The sequence below is a fragment of the candidate division KSB1 bacterium genome, from assembly GCA_022566355.1.
Lineage (GTDB): Bacteria > Zhuqueibacterota > JdFR-76 > JdFR-76 > DREG01 > JADFJB01.
The window spans coordinates 17,735-35,048 of record JADFJB010000039.1 but is presented as its reverse complement, the minus strand read 5'-3'; the positions used below and the strand labels follow the sequence as shown (position 1 = coordinate 35,048).

Genomic DNA, 17,314 nt, shown 5'->3' with positions numbered 1-17,314 from the left:
AAAGGTGGGATACCGATTCCATCGCTCTCATAAGTATTTGTTTTTATGTAACATTGCTTTTGGAAAAAGCGATTGCATCGGTTTTTAGAGTAGACTCATAGATAATAGATAAGTAATTATAAAAAAAAAGGCAGAAACAATTTGTGTTCCTGCCTTTTCAAAATCAAGTTATTATTAGTATTATTCCTCCTGTGGAGGCCTATAATTAGCCTCGATATTTAACACAATTTTTACTATATCACTAACAACCAACCCACCGCCGTCCAGGGTTCTGTGCCACTTAACATTGAAATCTTTGCGGTTGATTTCCAGAGTAGCATGGAGACCTAGTTTAAATCCTCCCCGCCGGGTTGGTATTTTGCCCAAAACCTCGAAGGGAATTTCAACTTCTTTGGTTACATCCTTAATGGTTAAGCTGCCAATAGCCACATAATCGTCATCTCGCTTTTCAACCTTAGTAGTTTTAAATAGGATCTCGGGATATTTCTCAGCATCAAAAAAACCATCACTTTTGAGGTCATCATCCCGTCTTTCATTGTTTGTATCAATACTATTTACATTGATTTTACCTTCAATGGTAAATTTCATAATGTCCTTTTCATCATAATTTATTACACCCTCAAACTCGTTGAATCTGCCTTGCACTGTAGAAATAACCATATGCCTAACAGAAAAAAGTACATTTGTATGAGCTTTATCGATGGTATATTTATCAGCTCCTATGACTAATCCTGTCGACCATATTGTAAACAATGCAACTAAAATTAGTTTTCTTTTTTTCATTATTTTCTCCTTTTTAATTAATGAAATAATTATGAGTTCATTCTAAAAAGGTGGGATACCGATTCCATCGCTCTCATAAGTATTTGTTATTATGTTTCAAAATTTTTTAGAAAAGCGATTGAATCGGTTTTTAGAGTAAACTCAATTATATTAGAAAATATTGGATGCACCCGAAACGTTGCTAATGATTCGGATATCCTTCCAGGTGTTCATGCATAAATGGGTCGTTAATTGGCAATATTGCATGCCTTTGGATTGCAAACAAATACACCAGTCCAAATATTCCTAAAAATCCAAAGCTAATTAGAATTTCTGAAATACCGATTGGTATAGACTGTTCATGCCAAATTGAAGGTACAATTAGTAAGAATCTTTCACCCCATAACCCAATTAAGGTAATAAAAGCTACCGTAATAATTAAATTGGGTTTTCTCTTGAGGCTTTGACTTAGTAATAGAACAAAAGGTATTATAAACCCGAAAGCGAAAACAAATTTAGCTAAGTAGCTCCATGGCTTCGTTCGAATACGTAAAATGACAAATACGGTTTCTTCCGGAAGGTTTCCATACCAAATTGGCAGGAATTGAGACCAAAATAAATAACCAGACATTACAGTAAATCCAAACATCAACTTACCCAGATCAAAAGTTTGATTAGAAGTAATGTATTGGTCCATATTTAAATATTTTTTAGCCAATACAGATATAACCATTAAACAGCACAGAGCGCTTAAAAATGTTGTTATAAAATAGTAACCGCCAAAAAGAGTGCTATACCAATGCGGATCTAATGACATAATTAAATCAAACGCAATAAGTGAATAAATCAAAGCGTAACTAATAACAATGGCTGGTGCAATTTTGGTTGATTTTGCAAAAGCTAATTTACCAATTTCAACACCATCTTTCCCATCGGCACTGGTTGACAATTTCAAGAAAGCGAAACTAAGAACTGCTAAAATGAGAAACCCAATAAAATCTCTGGTAAATAAAAAGGGAAATTGAAGCCAGGATTGTTTTTGGGGAATGGGTACCGGGTGTTCAATCCAGGAAAACAGATGCAATCTACCAAAATATAAAATAATAAGGAATACCAAAGATAACGGTAAGAAATAAGCGCCAAGCTCTGCCAGGCGTTTTAAAACCCTGCCCCATCTGGCATTTGCCATTTGAAGTATCACGGCGAAAACAACCATTCCTTGCGCCAAGCCTGTAAAGTAGAGAAAGTTAACAAGGTAAACCTGCCAGGCACGTTCAGGACTTTCACTCATTATGCCCATTATAAAACTAACCCCACCCAAAACTGCCAGCAAAGCAAAGATCATACGCCATTTTGATGAAACTCCTTTTGCTTGATGTGCGGTTGCATCGGCATATAGATTTTCTTTATCGAACATTTACTTCCTCCGCACCAGTTGCATTCAAAATTCTTTCATAGTCTTCCTTTTCAGATTCCAGAACTGTTAAGGCAATTCCGTATTTATCATTCGAAAATCTTTCATCGTAAGTATTCTTAATTCTATAACTGTTTATATGGTTCATAAATGCTAAACCGATTAAAGTACATATAGCGCCTAACAGAATTGCCATTTCAAAACCTACTACAACGAACGGCGTGATCTCCACGGGTTGTTTGCCGCCTGTTATTAAGCCATATTTTAATGAGCTCCATATGGCAAGGGCAAACCCGCCAACACAACCACTTATAGCGCCGAACAGGGTAAAATATCTCACTTTGCTGATTTTCTTTTCCATCGCTTCATCAATATGATGGTTAGGTATCGGCGAATAAACCACCATTCTTTCCGGCAGCTTTTCTTTAACTTTTTTAATGCCATCAAGTACATCATCTAGGTAGGAATAAACTCCTACAAGAGAAACGTTTTTCATTGATTGTTACCTCGATTTCTCATAGGAGGGGGTATCAACTCTTTCATTTCCATAATAGAAACAGATGGCAATAATTTAATGAATGAAAAGAAAAACATAAAAAACCACCCGAAAGAGCCTAACGTTATTCCCCATTCTATAAGTGATGGCGAATAATTGCCCCATGCATATGGAATATACTCATGTGCCAAAGAAGTTACAATGATGACATAGCGCTCAAACCACATACCAATGTTGACGCAAATACTTATAATCAAAAGAGTTATTAAATTGGTGCGAATTTTCTTAAAAAAGAAGAGTAACGGAATTATCGCATTACAAATGACCATTGTCCAATATTCAGGTGCGTAATGACCGGTTGCCCGCCACCGAAATATTTCATATTCGTATTCATTGCCGCTGTACCAGGCTATAAAGAATTCCACTCCGTAAGAATAACCAACAATCGATCCGGTTAATATAATCATTTTAGCCATGGTTTCCAGGTCTAACATGGTAATCAAGTGCTCAGTTTTAAACACCTTTCTAATTGGAATTAGAAGCATAATGACCATAGCAAGCCCTGAATGGATTGCACCGGCAACAAAATAAGGAGCAAAAATAGTACTGTGCCAGCCCGGGACAATAGACATTGCAAAATCCCAGGATACAACACTATGTACTGAGATTACCAATGGAGTCGCAAGCCCAGCGAAGAAAAGGTAGGCGCTGCCGTAGTGATGCCACAGTCTATGGCTTCCTTGCCAGCCAAGCGACAAAATACCATAGATTTTCTTTCGAACACCTTTTGCTGAATCTCTTACAGCCGCTATATCGGGCAGCAATCCGAGAAAGAAAAACAATGCGCTAACTGCTAAATACGTGCTGATTGCTAATACATCCCAAATCAAAGGGGATTTAAAATTTGGCCACAAAAATCGTTGATTGGGATACGGAAATAACCAATAAGCGAACCAAACTCGACCCAGGTGAATAAGCGGAAATAATCCTGCAGTAAGCACCGCAAAAACTGTCATTGCTTCAGCGCTACGATAAATCGAGGTTCTCCACCTGGCTCGAAACAGAAACAAAATGGCTGAAATGAGAGTTCCCGAATGCGCAATACCAACCCAGAAAACAAAATCAGTGATGTAGACTCCCCAGCCAACCGGGTTGTTAATACTGGCCACTCCCATTCCCATGTAGATTTGATAAGCCCAACAACTCGCTCCGATCAACACCATAGTGACAAATGTTGCAATCAAACCATAGTAAGGTAATTTCGGCGGGTCAAGCATGCCAATTACGGATTCGTTAATCCTTTTATATGTCAATGTTTCACTACTCATCGAGCAATCATTCCATATTAAGTTAAGATTCAGATTTTCTTAAATAAGTCACAGCTGGTTTAGTATTTAAATCCTCCAGCTCTACAAAACCTCGACCGTCTGCAGCGAGTTTTGCGACTTGGCTTTCAGAATCGAGAAGATTTCCAAAAACAATGGCGTTCGCCGGACATGTTTGTTCACAAGCAGTACGAACTTCACCATCGGCGACTTTTCGGTCATCATCTTTGGCAAGATCTTTAGCCGTCCTGATTCTTTGTACACAAAACGTACATTTTTCCATGATTCCCTTGGTCCGATTGAAAATATCAGGATTTAACATCAGATCGAGGGGTGCTTCCCAGACCGGATCGAACCAATTGAATCTTCGAACCTTGTATGTACAGTTATTGGCACAATATCTTGTTCCTACACAACGATTGTAAACCTGGGCGTTCAGGCCATCCTCATTATGATAAGTGGCATAAACAGGACAAACAGGCTCACAGGGGGCATTGCCACAATGCTGGCATAACATCGGTTGAAAGGTTGCATCATCATCCTGGCTATATTTTGTTTCAATTCTTATCCAGGACATTTCGCGACCCTTTAGATGTTCAACAGCGCCAACAATAGGAATATTATTTTCAATATAGCACGCAGCAACACAAGCGTTGCACCCTGTACAAAGGTCCAGATCAATAGCCATGGCCCAGCGATAATTTTTATGGACATGAGCTTCATACATTGAGGGCGCTTCACCGTCCCCCTTATTCTCTTCTTTATACTCATCCGGGCTATGTTCTTTTTTTCCACCATGCAAATTGTAGCGTTTTGCAGCAATCTCGTGATCTAACGATTGACCAGACAGAATTGGGAACGCAATGGTAGCTCCTGTTTCCTCAACGGTTATATTCTCAACATAACAAACATAATCCCCCGTTTCGGTAATTTGTAAAGGTACATCTCCTACGAGGTCTCGCTGAACCATCAAAATATTGTCGCTAAGCCCTGGTTGGAGCTTAATCGGTAGCTTAGACTGCCAATCACTAGTACTGATTTGGATTTCATCTCTATCCGTTAGATTTATCGATTTGCCAGCTTTATATGGATAGGAAATCCATCGTCCATAAGAAACTGCACTGAGAGGGTCTGGTATTTCTTCAATTAACGGAAGATCACGACTGCGGCCATCATAAGTTCTGAGAGAAGGCGTCACAAATAACACGGATCCGGTAACAGGTTCAGATAAATCGGATCGCCTAATAGATGCAATAGCTGCATTTGTGTTTAGTCGAACTCGTTTTGTATTTACGTTTTCTTCGATGAAACCAATACTTAATAGCTCTTTAATTTCAGCCTGGTTAAATTTCCGGCGCCATTTCTTTAAAACATATTCCCGGAAAGTCGGTTCTTCCGAAACCCCAATTTTTCGCAGCATCAATTGCAGTAAAATATCACCTTCTGAAAGCGTGTTATACAACGGTTCGATAGCCGGCTGAATCACATTCGTAATTCCTTTTCGTGTTTCCGTATCTCCCCAGGATTCCAAGGAATGTGATAACGGAAGCACAACATCGCATTCATTGACTGTGTCATTGCGCAAAAGAGCAAAAGCTACTTTAAATTTCGCTTTCTTTAGATTCTCCTTAAAAGCGATACCGGCAGGTAATGACTGAATCGGGTCTACATCAGAAAGAAAGAGTACACCAATTTCATCTTTACTCATTCTGGAAGTAAGATTCTCTATATCTTTCAGTGTTCCAACTCCGGAGTAATTCTCACTCCGAGAAAAATCAACTCTTGCGCCAATCATTCCGGAGGCCCATTGGATAAGTCCCGCGATGAGAGCTACATGCAGGCCGTTCTTACTGCTGGTCGAAACACCACCGGCAATTATTAGGGGATTTTTTGCATCGCCTAATTTTTGAGTAAGAGTACTGATTTGATCGGCGGTCAATCCGGTCTTTTCGGCTGTTTCTTCAAGGGATAAATTTGGAAGCGCATTTAAAATCGAAGTTGCAATTCTGTTTTTATTATTATTTCCGAGGTTTCTTAGTAAGTAAGCCAGTAAATAAACTTCACTTTCAGGTTTGACAGTAAGCCGGTGGTTTGCCCGATAACCTGTTGTGCTTACATGTGGTTCAACTTGATAAAATTCAAAATTCCCTGTTTTTTTTGCACGAGAGAATTGTTTTGCAAACGAAACCGGGGAAACGAAGGTCTCGAAAAGATCTGCGCCAATGCATATTAGAAAATCAGAATCTTCAATACGATAGTATGGAATTTCATCCAGGTTAAAGAGAATCTTATTGGCTTCTCTTATATTAGCATGTGAATAGAATTCATATTCAGGAAGCTTCTCAATTCCCATTCTCCGGCAAAAGCTGTCAACCAGCTCCGTAAGAGATCCGGTTCTTCGCCTGGAAAGATAAACATTTTTTTTGTTGCTTAATTCTGTAGAGTCTATTTCTCTCGAGATTATGGCAAATGCATCTTCCCATGTCGATTCAACAAAGTTTCCATTTTCATCTTTGATTAATGGTGTTTGAATCCGTTTCGGATGGTATAACCTCATAATTGAGGCTTGCCCACGGATGCATAATGCGCCATCGTTTACAGGATGGTTATCGATGCCTTCTAATTTTATCGGAACCCGAATGTGTTTGTTATTGACTAATTTCTCTCTAATTTTCGCTGAAATACCACATCCAGCCGAACATTCCGTACAGCTACTACTTCTATAAATTGCCATTCCCGGTAAAATTTCTTCATCAGGGGGTACCAGGTAAGGGATCAATTTATTTGAATTATCATTCAGACCGCACGACGTCGCAATAGTTGCAGTGGAAGCAACGCCTATAGTTTTGATGAAATCCCTTCTTTGCATTAATTTCTCCTAATCACATCCTTATTTATGGCAGATATAGCAATCGCGGGATACACCTTTCGCCTTATGGCAATCGATACAAAATCCCATTCTTATCGAAGTGACTTGACGAACTCTTGGCATGGCTGCTAATTGTCCATGACATTTCGAGCAATCAAGACCTGCTTTAATGTGCCGTTTATGGGAAAAATAAACATGCTCCGGAACAGAATAAACTTTTTCCCAGGGTATGAGTTCTTTATTGTCCCAATATCGTGTGAGTTTTATTATTTCTTCTTTGTCTTTAGCTACTGCCTTGTGACATTCCATACATTTTGACATGGTTGGAACAGAAGCACGAATCGATTTTTCAACCGTCGTGTGGCAAAATATGCATTGCAAACCTAACTGACCTGCGTGAATTTGATGGCTAAAGTTGATGGGTTGAACCGGCGCTTTCTTAAAATCATGCCAATAAATTGCAAAACCCAACACCATAAGAGAGATCAAGCCAAAATATAATACAATAGCGGTGTTAATAATTCGACTCTTCACTATAATCTCCTATTGGCACTTATGCATACATCAAACAAACAGGTTCTATCATTTCCGATTGACATATTCTTGCAATAAGTAATCCGCAACCGCGGATGCTTCTGGCTTTCTTAAATTTTGGTTTGGCATTGGCGGATAGTCAGTATCTATTTTGGACGGATTCATGATAAACTGCACCAATGCATCTTTATCGTTTTCATATTTTGCCAAAACACTCATGTATGGAGGACCTACAACCCGCTGATCAAATTGATGGCAGGCAGTACAAATATTAGTGAAGATTTCCTCTCCATTTATTTGTGTTGCAGCTGCGGATTTCGCTGCACGTGCAGCCAGGATTTCCTGATGAATTTCATCAGCTTTTGCAGCCAACAATTTTTCTTGTTCATAGCGGGCATTCCCTGCTGCAATACGATCGTTAACAGACATAACTCCAAAGGTTACCAAAAACAAAATAAATGTGGAAGTAACCAGTTTTCTATTTTGCGATTTTATTATTGAATTGAAAAGGATTGCCGTGATTAATAACAATAATAAAGTTACTCCCCAGACGGCAAAAACCGATTCGGAAGCCGCAACATCCGGGAAAGTAATTAAATTCCACACAACAACAATCGGAATTAACAGGACAAAGATCAATCCAACCACAGCGCCAAATTTTCGAATGAAATCGCCATATGTAGCATCAATCTCTTTTCTTCCGGGCCAACTCAGGAAAAAATACAGAATTGCGGCAGCTGTAAAAGCGAAAGTAAAAAATAAAAATAGGGCTGCGCGGGGCAACTCATTCTCATAAACAAAAATCGGGAAGGAAGTATAAACGAAATTCCATTTTTCCGGGAAAAACATCAAAGAAGTCGTGGCGGAAAATATTAAATATCCAACCATAAAAGCCACGAAAACACCCAGTCCCAATAAAACATGGGTTGAGAACTGTTGTTCCCGCTTTTCGAACGATGATTTAAACAGGTAAAGTAAAATGAAACCACTGATTGAAAACAAGGATACAATTAATAAATATTGTGTAATTTTAAGGTCTGATCCTTGATACAATTGGGCAAACGATAGAATAAGACTGAGTAAGGGCAATACTCCTAATAAAATGGGTGCGCTTTTTTTTGAGGTAATTAAGTGAATCAGATCTTTTGAAAATCTTAAATGTGTGGCATTCGGCTCGCGTTTGTCTAACATACTAAAAAATAATGAAAACAGAGATCCACCCAGTAATATGCTGATATAGGGCATATGAACAAGTAACATTAATCCGATAATTACTTTGAGCAAGACAATATGCTCTGAGGATGGATAAAGAGCCATATTATCAAGAAAATCCATATAAGGCACTCCCTAAAGCAGCTCCAATAATATTATTCAAATTACTTTCCAAATTTAAGAAGGAAGAATGATAAGGCTATTAAATTAAATTGTCAATAGAAATTAACATAATTACCAACAATGCATAAATATTTATCACGCGAAATCCGGAACCGGGGGAATAATTATCGGCATTCACACCAAACATTCTGGATGACTTAAAAATTAACCAAATTGCAAGACCATAAAGAGCAATATTTATGATGGAAAATTTCACAAGACCAAAAAACGGAAACAGGGTACAAGTTACTGCAGTGGCGATAATCCATATGAATATCAGTCGTTTTATTTGGCGAACTGAAAACAATTTTGTCATGGAAGGCAACCCGGCATTTTCGTATTGTTCGCCATAAAGTAAGATTAACAACCAAAAATGGGGGATCTGCCAAATAAAAAAGAAAAATAGCACCGGCCAGATTTGCGGATCTGCCAGGCTTTCTCCCCCTGCACTCCAACCGATTGCCGGTGGAATGGATCCAATCAAAGAGCCCGGAACTACTGCAAAAGCTGTTACTTTTTTTAGATTGGTATAAACGCCATTGTACCACATCAAGGCAAATAGCCCAAGTAAAAAAGCTGTTTGATTCGTTCCCAGGAACAATATCAGTAAACCTAAAAAGCATAATATTATTGAGACGGTCAGCACCTTACCTGCTGCTATTCTCCCAGATGGGATAGGCCGGCCTTTGGTCCTCTTCATCAATTTATCTGTATTCCGCTCCTGGTAGTGGTTCAAAGCAGATGAGCCACAAGCTAAGAATAATATTCCGAAAGTCGGAATAAAAGTTTCCAGGGTAAGCGATCCCGTAGCCAAGATATAACCAACTGAGACTGTGAGGGATGAAAATAGTGAAATCTTAAATTTGGTGAGTTCGAGTAGAATTCTTATTTTTTTTTGATTCATTAGAAAATTATAAAGTTTATTTAATTTCCTTTAGATAGGCAATGATATTATTAATATCCTCATCGGAAAGTTTATCTCCCAGGGGAGGCATCAAATTAGAAAATCCTTTTGCCAAATCCGAAGCCGGGTCGCGGATGGACCTGCGAATATAATCATCCGAGGCAGTAAGTTCTCTTTCCTGTCCATCGGTTATAACTATTGTCTTCTTGCCGTATAATCCTTTAAAGCTATTGCTTACCAACTTAGTACCGTCCGTGGAATGACATGCAAGACATCCGTTAATCCTGACCAATTGAGCACCTCGTGCAGCATTTCCGATAGTATCTTCTTTTGAATCTTCATCAGTCATATCTGCAGTTTGAGCATTTTTGTTATACCAGGTATTATACTCCTCTTCCGACAAAACTACAATGGAAGAAAACATATAAGAATGCTGCAATCCACAATATTCCGCACACAAAACATTAAACCGTCCGACTCTATCCGGTTTAAACCAAAGATATTGATCTGTACCCGGTACGACATCAAACTTAAGACGAAATGCGGGTATATAATAACTATGGAGCACATCTCTCGAATGCAGATTTAATTTAATATTTTGATTGACCGGGACATATAAAGTGTCCGCACTTGCACCATTCTCGTAATGATAAGCCCAGGCCCACATTTGTGCAGTAACGTTAATTTCCAAAGCATCTTCGGGAACATCCCGCATGTCCCTAAAATTGATCCAGCCAAAATAGAACATTCCCAAAACCAGCAATGTCGGAATTACAGTCCATAAGATTTCCAGCAAAGCATGTCCATGAATATCTGTCGGGTTTGGATTCCGTTTGCTATTGTACCGGATGACAAAATAAATCATCAACCCGGTTATTCCTACCAATAAGACCAGTGATATAACTAGAATTAAAATAAATACATTATCTACATTCTCTGCAAAATTTCCTGCGGTTGTCAACATCCTAAACCCTTAAACTGATAAACTAAAAAATTATACCTCTGAAAGAATAATCGAAAAAAGTTAACGTAATAAATATAACGAAAAAGGTGAGTGTGACAAATAACATAACCCGAAAAAAAGCTTCCTCATACTTAAGATGCATAAAATAATTAAAAACCAATATCGATTTAATCGAAGCGATTACTAAAGCAACAACAACACTTAAATTTTTGAATTTAAATCCTGCCACTGCTACTGTAACACCCGTTAAAGCCAATAATCCAAGCCAAATCAAAAAATAGGTGCTATAACTAATTAAATGCTGCTCTTGCTCGTGATGATTTGACATTCCGAAACCTCAAGTAATCAAATAAAATAATGGAAACAGAAATATCCAAATGACATCTACAAGATGCCAATATAATCCGCTGTTCTCTAACTTTCCGATATTGTTTTTGTCAATATATTTGTCAGTTAACGGTCTTTTAATATTCACTGAAAACTGATCGACGGATTCATTAATGGTTGCGCCGTTCCATATTTCTTCACCCTTTTGATTTATGATCACAAGTTTTGAACCCTGTAAATCTTTTAGTTTTTCAGGATAGAAATAATATTTTTCGCTCGGCCGTTTGGCGATAAAATAAGCCATTATCGAAAGGATAATAGCTCCTGCCAAAACATGGATACCATGAAGGCCGGTCATCATGTAGTACAATCCAAAAAAGAGAACTTCACCTTTTTCAAAATTCAATAACTCTTCGGAATTTGGATATATGCCATGGTGGATTTTATCGCTCCATTCAAAATACTTATTGACCAGAAATACCAGGGCGCAAAAAATCGTAAAGGAAAGGAATGCCAAAGAAACTTTTCTTTTACCTCTTTGTAAAGTTGCAATGGATAATGCCATTGACAAACTACTGGTAAGCAATACAATTGTATTAATTGTGCCTAGCAGGGTATTTAATTCCATGGCAGCCTGGTGAAATTCCTGGGGATACTGATATCGATAAACTGCATAAACAATAAACATACCGCCGAATAATAGCAATTCGGTAAACAAAAACAACCACATGCCGATCTTTCCGCCGGTATAATCGTGATGCTCATGAAATTCGACTTTTGCTGTTGCTGCTGTACTTGTCATCACTTTTAAAACCTAAATTTATGATCATAGGGATCTTCGGGTATATTGGGTTTTGTCACAAAATTCAACAATGGCGGCGGTGTTGGAACCTGCCATTCCAATGTAGTTGCTTTCCAGGGGTTTTGCCCGGCTTTGCGGCCTTTAAACAAAGCGTATAGGATATTGCCAAGCATTAGAAAAATTCCTGAAACCAGAATCCAGGAACCTACGGTTGCTATGATGTGTCCCTCATGAAATTCCGGAAGATGGTCATAGTAACGTCGCGGCATACCCTGGTAACCCAAAACCAGCATGGTAAAATAAAGACCGTTAAAACCAATGACCAACAGAGCCCATGCAATTTTTGCGATACGTTCATTATACATTCTACCTGTCATTTTTGGAAACCAATAATGAAGCGCGGCAAAAAGTCCAAAACCGGTTCCACCAAACATAACATAATGAAAGTGAGCAACTACAAAATAGGTGTCATGCAGATGAACATCAACAGAAAGCGTCCCAAGCATTAAACCGGTTAATCCGCCGATCATAAATAAGAAAATAAAAGCCAGGGCGTACAGCATTGGCGTTGAAAGATCAATAGAGCCTTTGTACAACGTACTTACCCAGTTAAATATCTTGATGGCACTGGGGATCGCAACTAAAAAGGTGAGTAGAGAAAACACCACACTGGCAGTGTAACTCTGACCGGAAACATAAAGATGGTGGCCCCAGACCAAAGAACCAACCGAGGCTATTGCGATACTTGAATAAGCAATAAATTTATATCCGAAAATCGTTCGCCTGGCAAATGCAGGAATGACTTCAGAAATCACACCCATTGCCGGTAAGATCATGATATAAACTGCCGGATGCGAGTAGATCCAAAACAGGTGCTGGAATAAAACCGGATCGCCACCCTTGCTCGGATCAAATATACCAATCCCAAACAGTCTCTCAGCAATGACCAATAATCCCGTAATTCCAATGATTGGTGTTGCTATAACTTGAATCCAACCGGTAGCATATAATGACCAGACAAATAAGGGCATATTAAACCAACCCATTTCGGGCGCACGGAGCCGGTGAATCGTGGTAATAAAATTTAAACCTGTTAGTATGGAAGAAAATCCCAGGAGGAAAACCCCAAATAATGCCAATGATACGTTCGTGCCGGTGCGTAAACTATATGGCACATAGAACGTCCAGCCGGTATCTATTAAACCACCCACAAAGAGAGAAGTAAGCGCTAATATTGCCCCGGAAATATACAAATACCATGACATTAAGTTTAATCGCGGGAATGCCACATCTTCAGCGCCGATGTGAATGGGAAGAATAAAATTACCAAAAGCCGCAGGGATTCCCGGAATGATAAACAAGAATATCATCATTACGCCATGCAGTGTGAAAAAAGCATTGTAGGTCTGGGGTTCCATGATGGTTGGCCCGGTAGTCATCTGCTCCAGCCGCATAAAAAAACCAAAAATAGATCCAACGGCAAAAAATGTCAGAATGGATACAAGATAGAGAATGGAGATACGTTTATGGTCGGTTGTAAGAAGCCAGGACCAAATTCCCCTGAATCTTCCTTTATGCTCCAAATAGCTTGGTATTGCGGAAGGGGAATTCCCTTGTTTGTTTTCTTCAACCAATACTTCTGCTTCCATTTATTTAACCCCTATCTGTGCTTTGCGTAATTTGGAGCTAACAACAAGATAACCGACAAAGATCAAGACAAAAAACAAAACAACGGTGCCGGTAACTCTTAAAAAATTAAAAGCATACTTTCTGCCATCAGGATCATAGCTGAAGCAAAGTTGTAATATTTTTGCAATGGTCGGACCAGGCCTCCCCTCGATCGCTTCAATTAAGGCCATCTTTAAATCAAACTGATTAAAAGTGATGCCGAATAAATAGCGTATTATTTTTCCGTCGGCGGCAAGAATTGTCAATAACCCGGGATGGATAAAATCAATCCCCTTGCGTTCATACCTAAACCCGACAGCATTTGTAATCGCAGCAATGGATGCGGTATCACCGGTTAGGAAATGCCATTCATTTTCCGGAAATTCCGTTTTAAATGAAGCCAAATAATTTTCCTTTTTCAGAGTAGCGCCTGCCGGATTGTCGAGTTCATTAATACTAATCGTGACAATTGAATAATCTTTCCCGGGCAAACCGTCATATTTTTGCAATACGTCAACCAGTCCATTTAACAAGGGAGTGCAAATTCCCGGGCAATCGTAATAAACAAATGCAAGGATAGTCGGTTTATCTATAAAATCACCCAGGCGAACAGAATCTCCATTCTCGTCAAAAAAGGCTAATTCGAGCGGGATAAATTCACCTAACTTTTCATCCATGCCGATATGAGTCGATTCTAAATCTGGTTGAGTAAATCCAGGATTAACTATTAAAAGGTTCATAGAGATTATCCCCAAAAGTCGTATTAAACCCAACATACCCGGAGAATATTTCATTTTATAACTTTATCCAAATAAAATGATTATATGTAAAGTGAAGCGCTAACTTAGCTTGAAAAGCCCTAGAATATATCTAATAATCAATATGGATGCAAAGAATAAGCAGCGTAAAAATGTCTGTAAATAAAAAATTAAGAGACTGGAGATTTTCCAATGAACAATGATCAATGAACAATGATCCGTGAATCAATTAGAGTAAATTACTATAGGATTGCCACTCTATTCAGCCACAATAAGCATTCCTGAGTGGTTAACCAATACTAGATACCGGACCACAGGCAACCGGCAAATAAACCGACATGAATGTCTGGTTACAATTTCGTCCTCCCTGGTAGGAATTGTGGAAAAGTCTACAATTTGTTCCCCTCTTGACGGACTTCTGCAGAAAAAGAACATGAATTATTAACGCTGTCATTCCTGCATGTCATGCAATCTATGGTTCAGACTTCAGTGGACTACGTCGGAACTATCCGAATCGTTTGGCGGTACGCGCACGAGCCTTAGCAATTTCGATTTCCCGGCTACGTGGAAGCGCATTCGTGGAAAGTGAGTCTATCAACTTGCGGGCAACTTGTGTTACTTCTCCAATAGCAAGTTTGAATGCAGCTTCATTCGCTTTCGATGGCTTGGTAAAACCACTCAGCTTTCGAACAAACTGCAGGGAAGATGCGTAAATTTCTTCATCGGTTGCGGGTGGATCAAAGTTAAATAATACTTTTATGTTCCGGCACATAGAATATCATTGCTGATATTTGCATTTAATGTCATCAGCGCTTAACTAAAGATTTCAATATTTCACTCCTATAAGATTGGTAACACACATTACCCCGGTATATCTCTTCGATTAAATTGGAACATGCTTAAAAATAAACTGATAAGAATGATCGAAAACAAAACCGTAACATTCAGTAAAAAACTTCGTTGGCCGGTTATGAGGTTTTCCGGCTGGTAATAAGTAAAGATATTAAACGGTTTGATGAATCTGATCGCATTCCACAATGAGCTTATATAATGTAACACGTAAAAGATTAGGGTAATGCCTGCTACTCTAATGCCAACTTTATTTCCTTCTTTTTCAAATGAAGATAACACCATCGTCAAACTCATTATGAATACAAACAGCAGCCAAAGATTACAGGCGATCTTAAGCATACTAACAAAAAATTCAAATGACAACTGGTGAAAAATATTAATGGCAAATAGTGAAGAACACAAAGCGCAAAAAATAATGAAAAACAGGAAGAAAACCGATGTGAACCATAGATTCAAAAGAAGCCAAATCCTCTTTACCGGAAAAGACAAGAGCAGTTCTAACGTTCCGGTTTCGGCCTCTCCGGCAATATGACGGCTTGGGATCGTAATTGCGGCCATGGACAAGATGACCAGGACCATGGGATGGTTGAATCCGAAAGCTGCGGCGCCTTCAACCGTTAACATAGAAATAAAATCCTCGCTAAATAGCGCCTGTATATTCTCAGGAAGCTGTTCCAAAAGTAACGTGATAATGGATGAATAATCGATGGTTGTAACAAATTTCAGGATTATGAACTGAAATAGTGAGAGGGTGATCAGGCTAAACAGCAAGAAGCTGCGATGGGATTTCCAGATGAAATAAAAATAGGACATATCTTACTTTTTTTTACGATAGTAGGCCATAAACACTTCTTCCAAATCCGGTTCCGGCAAGGTTAAATCTTCGATAGGTAATTTTGACAGTCGCTGCAGTAAAGTTTGAATATCACCTTCGACCAGGTATTCATAGCTTAAATCTTTTTGATCCACTAAATTAGCCCCGGGTAAATCTAAACCGGGAACAGGTCGACTCAGTGTGAAGTGTAATCGTTTCAATTTTTTCTTTTTCAATCCCTCCAATGTTTCCAGCGCAACCAATTCACCTTCCCGGATGATCGCGATCCGGTGGCAAACTTTTTCGACTTCCGGAAGATTGTGAGAGGAAAAGAAAATGGTTTTCCCTTCATTTTGCATTTCGTGTAAAAGCCGGTAAAATTCCTCTTGCATGAGAGGATCGAGACCAATGGTGGGTTCATCGAGAATGAATAATTCCGGCTGATGAAAAAATGCCTGAATAATGCCTAATTTTTGCAGGGTTCCGTGCGATAAATGTTTGACTTTTTGCGAAAGATCTTCCTGTAAAAGTTGAAATCGGTCTATCAAACTTTTCTGTAATTTAGGTTCAGTCTTTCGCATGGAAGCGGCGAAATGCAGAAAATCCGTTCCGCTCATATTGCCATAAGCGGAAAAACTGCCGGGTAAATACCCGCACCTTTTCCGGATCTCGAGTGAATGGGTATAAATCTCCTGTCCAAATATGTTTATTTGGCCGGATGAAGGTCTTAACAAATCGAGCAACATTCGAATGGTGGTGGTTTTGCCTGCGCCATTCGGGCCAAGGAATCCGAAAATTTCACCCTGGTTCACAGTAAAATTGATATTTTTAACACCGAGTGTAGTGCCGTAATATTTCGTTAGATTGCTTACTGAAATGATAGTAGGAGAATCCATTGCCACATAAAATGATCATAAAGTGAGAGGATAATTTTAGGATAAGCTACAACTTTGCGGAGATACTATCAATGATAAGTTGGTTTTTTAAGGGTATCACATGAGAACAACCAGATTCTCAAAATAACATACACAGAACTTTTGGCATGACCTTTTAGTTCATGTAGGATCGGCGTTCCTGGCGATTTTTGAAGAAGCTTGCGAAGTATTATAATTAATACCAAATCTCGCTCGAACGGTAGACGAAGTTTAAAACCCCAAGATCTCCGAGACCTCAGGGTTTTTTGACAATTCTTTATTCGGTCAGCGCCAGCTTCCTCGTAGCCACGAAGTTTTTGGCTTTGAGCTGTTGCAGAATAAGTTCATGAGTTTATAAAACTGTCATTTAAGGCTACCTATACATATAACACTACCTTAAGACGAAGCCAAGTTATTAGCTGCCACAAGTGGCCGCAATAGCAAACCAACTTTATGTCACTCACACAACCAAAACCGGACTTAAGCTATCCGGTGGAATGGCTTGTAAGCTGACAAGCCTAACATGCGGGTACTGAA

Annotated in this window: 16 protein-coding genes; all 16 read right to left on the bottom strand. The window is 39.0% G+C overall.

Going from position 1 to position 17,314, the window contains the following annotated elements:
- Positions 1-180 precede the first annotated feature (180 nt).
- Positions 181-783 carry a polyisoprenoid-binding protein gene (locus IIC38_08925; protein ID MCH8126069.1) on the bottom strand — a complete coding sequence of 201 codons (603 nt, stop codon included), beginning with the start codon at positions 781-783 and terminating at the stop codon, positions 181-183.
- Between the two features lie 181 nt (positions 784-964).
- Complete coding sequence (gene nrfD, locus IIC38_08920) at positions 965-2,179, bottom strand: polysulfide reductase NrfD (protein ID MCH8126068.1); 1,215 nt, start codon at positions 2,177-2,179, stop codon at positions 965-967.
- Positions 2,169-2,672, bottom strand: coding sequence for a DUF3341 domain-containing protein (locus tag IIC38_08915; protein ID MCH8126067.1), 504 nt, complete (start codon positions 2,670-2,672; stop codon positions 2,169-2,171). Before IIC38_08915 ends, nrfD (IIC38_08920) begins: the two co-directional genes overlap by 11 nt.
- Positions 2,669-4,000, bottom strand: coding sequence for a polysulfide reductase NrfD (nrfD, locus tag IIC38_08910; GenBank protein ID MCH8126066.1), 1,332 nt, complete (start codon positions 3,998-4,000; stop codon positions 2,669-2,671). Before nrfD (IIC38_08910) ends, IIC38_08915 begins: the two co-directional genes overlap by 4 nt.
- 22 nt (positions 4,001-4,022) lie before the next feature.
- Entirely contained in the window at positions 4,023-6,866 is a 2,844-nt protein-coding gene (locus IIC38_08905) for a molybdopterin-dependent oxidoreductase (GenBank protein ID MCH8126065.1), read from the bottom strand.
- Positions 6,867-6,887: 21 nt separating this feature from the next.
- Complete coding sequence (locus IIC38_08900; protein MCH8126064.1) at positions 6,888-7,400, bottom strand: cytochrome c3 family protein; 513 nt, start codon at positions 7,398-7,400, stop codon at positions 6,888-6,890.
- 48 nt (positions 7,401-7,448) lie between these two features.
- Positions 7,449-8,735: a c-type cytochrome gene (locus tag IIC38_08895; protein MCH8126063.1), complete on the bottom strand. Its 1,287-nt coding sequence runs from the start codon at positions 8,733-8,735 to the stop codon at positions 7,449-7,451.
- Positions 8,736-8,814: 79 nt separating this feature from the next.
- A complete protein-coding gene (locus tag IIC38_08890) occupies positions 8,815-9,678 on the bottom strand; it encodes a protoheme IX farnesyltransferase (protein ID MCH8126062.1) in 864 nt (287 codons plus the stop codon).
- A 16-nt stretch (positions 9,679-9,694) separates the two neighbouring features.
- Positions 9,695-10,642 carry a cytochrome c oxidase subunit II gene (gene coxB / locus IIC38_08885; GenBank protein MCH8126061.1) on the bottom strand — a complete coding sequence of 316 codons (948 nt, stop codon included), beginning with the start codon at positions 10,640-10,642 and terminating at the stop codon, positions 9,695-9,697.
- Between the two features lie 22 nt (positions 10,643-10,664).
- Complete coding sequence (locus tag IIC38_08880) at positions 10,665-10,970, bottom strand: cytochrome C oxidase subunit IV family protein (protein ID MCH8126060.1); 306 nt, start codon at positions 10,968-10,970, stop codon at positions 10,665-10,667.
- A 9-nt stretch (positions 10,971-10,979) separates the two neighbouring features.
- A complete protein-coding gene (locus IIC38_08875; protein ID MCH8126059.1) occupies positions 10,980-11,771 on the bottom strand; it encodes a cytochrome c oxidase subunit 3 in 792 nt (263 codons plus the stop codon).
- 5 nt (positions 11,772-11,776) lie between these two features.
- Complete coding sequence (gene ctaD / locus IIC38_08870; GenBank protein ID MCH8126058.1) at positions 11,777-13,420, bottom strand: cytochrome c oxidase subunit I; 1,644 nt, start codon at positions 13,418-13,420, stop codon at positions 11,777-11,779.
- Positions 13,421-14,179, bottom strand: coding sequence for an SCO family protein (locus IIC38_08865; protein ID MCH8126057.1), 759 nt, complete (start codon positions 14,177-14,179; stop codon positions 13,421-13,423).
- Between the two features lie 523 nt (positions 14,180-14,702).
- Positions 14,703-14,969, bottom strand: a complete 267-nt coding sequence (locus IIC38_08860) for a DUF2277 domain-containing protein (GenBank protein MCH8126056.1) — start codon at positions 14,967-14,969, stop codon at positions 14,703-14,705.
- A gap of 89 nt (positions 14,970-15,058) precedes the next feature.
- On the bottom strand, positions 15,059-15,862 hold the full coding sequence (locus IIC38_08855) for an ABC transporter permease subunit (GenBank protein ID MCH8126055.1): 804 nt from the start codon (positions 15,860-15,862) through the stop codon (positions 15,059-15,061).
- Positions 15,863-15,865: 3 nt separating this feature from the next.
- The gene (locus IIC38_08850) at positions 15,866-16,759 is read right to left on the bottom strand and encodes an ABC transporter ATP-binding protein (GenBank protein MCH8126054.1); all 894 of its coding nucleotides are present in this window, start codon (positions 16,757-16,759) and stop codon (positions 15,866-15,868) included.
- Positions 16,760-17,314: the final 555 nt, after the last annotated feature.

Bases quoted from the DNA above. Each gene is read 5' to 3' on its own strand.
- IIC38_08850 (MCH8126054.1), bottom strand. From the start codon at position 16,759: ATGGATTCTCCTACTATCATTTCAGTAAGCAATCTAACGAAATATTAC.
- nrfD (MCH8126066.1), bottom strand. From the start codon at position 4,000: ATGAGTAGTGAAACATTGACATATAAAAGGATTAACGAATCCGTAATT.
- ctaD (MCH8126058.1), bottom strand. From the start codon at position 13,420: ATGGAAGCAGAAGTATTGGTTGAAGAAAACAAACAAGGGAATTCCCCT.
- IIC38_08905 (MCH8126065.1), bottom strand. From the start codon at position 6,866: ATGCAAAGAAGGGATTTCATCAAAACTATAGGCGTTGCTTCCACTGCA.
- IIC38_08860 (MCH8126056.1), bottom strand. From the start codon at position 14,969: ATGTGCCGGAACATAAAAGTATTATTTAACTTTGATCCACCCGCAACC.
- IIC38_08855 (MCH8126055.1), bottom strand. From the start codon at position 15,862: ATGTCCTATTTTTATTTCATCTGGAAATCCCATCGCAGCTTCTTGCTG.
- nrfD (MCH8126068.1), bottom strand. From the start codon at position 2,179: ATGTTCGATAAAGAAAATCTATATGCCGATGCAACCGCACATCAAGCA.
- IIC38_08880 (MCH8126060.1), bottom strand. From the start codon at position 10,970: ATGTCAAATCATCACGAGCAAGAGCAGCATTTAATTAGTTATAGCACC.
- IIC38_08865 (MCH8126057.1), bottom strand. From the start codon at position 14,179: ATGAACCTTTTAATAGTTAATCCTGGATTTACTCAACCAGATTTAGAA.
- coxB (MCH8126061.1), bottom strand. From the start codon at position 10,642: ATGTTGACAACCGCAGGAAATTTTGCAGAGAATGTAGATAATGTATTT.
- IIC38_08915 (MCH8126067.1), bottom strand. From the start codon at position 2,672: ATGAAAAACGTTTCTCTTGTAGGAGTTTATTCCTACCTAGATGATGTA.
- IIC38_08925 (MCH8126069.1), bottom strand. From the start codon at position 783: ATGAAAAAAAGAAAACTAATTTTAGTTGCATTGTTTACAATATGGTCG.
- IIC38_08895 (MCH8126063.1), bottom strand. From the start codon at position 8,735: ATGGATTTTCTTGATAATATGGCTCTTTATCCATCCTCAGAGCATATT.
- IIC38_08890 (MCH8126062.1), bottom strand. From the start codon at position 9,678: ATGAATCAAAAAAAAATAAGAATTCTACTCGAACTCACCAAATTTAAG.
- IIC38_08875 (MCH8126059.1), bottom strand. From the start codon at position 11,771: ATGACAAGTACAGCAGCAACAGCAAAAGTCGAATTTCATGAGCATCAC.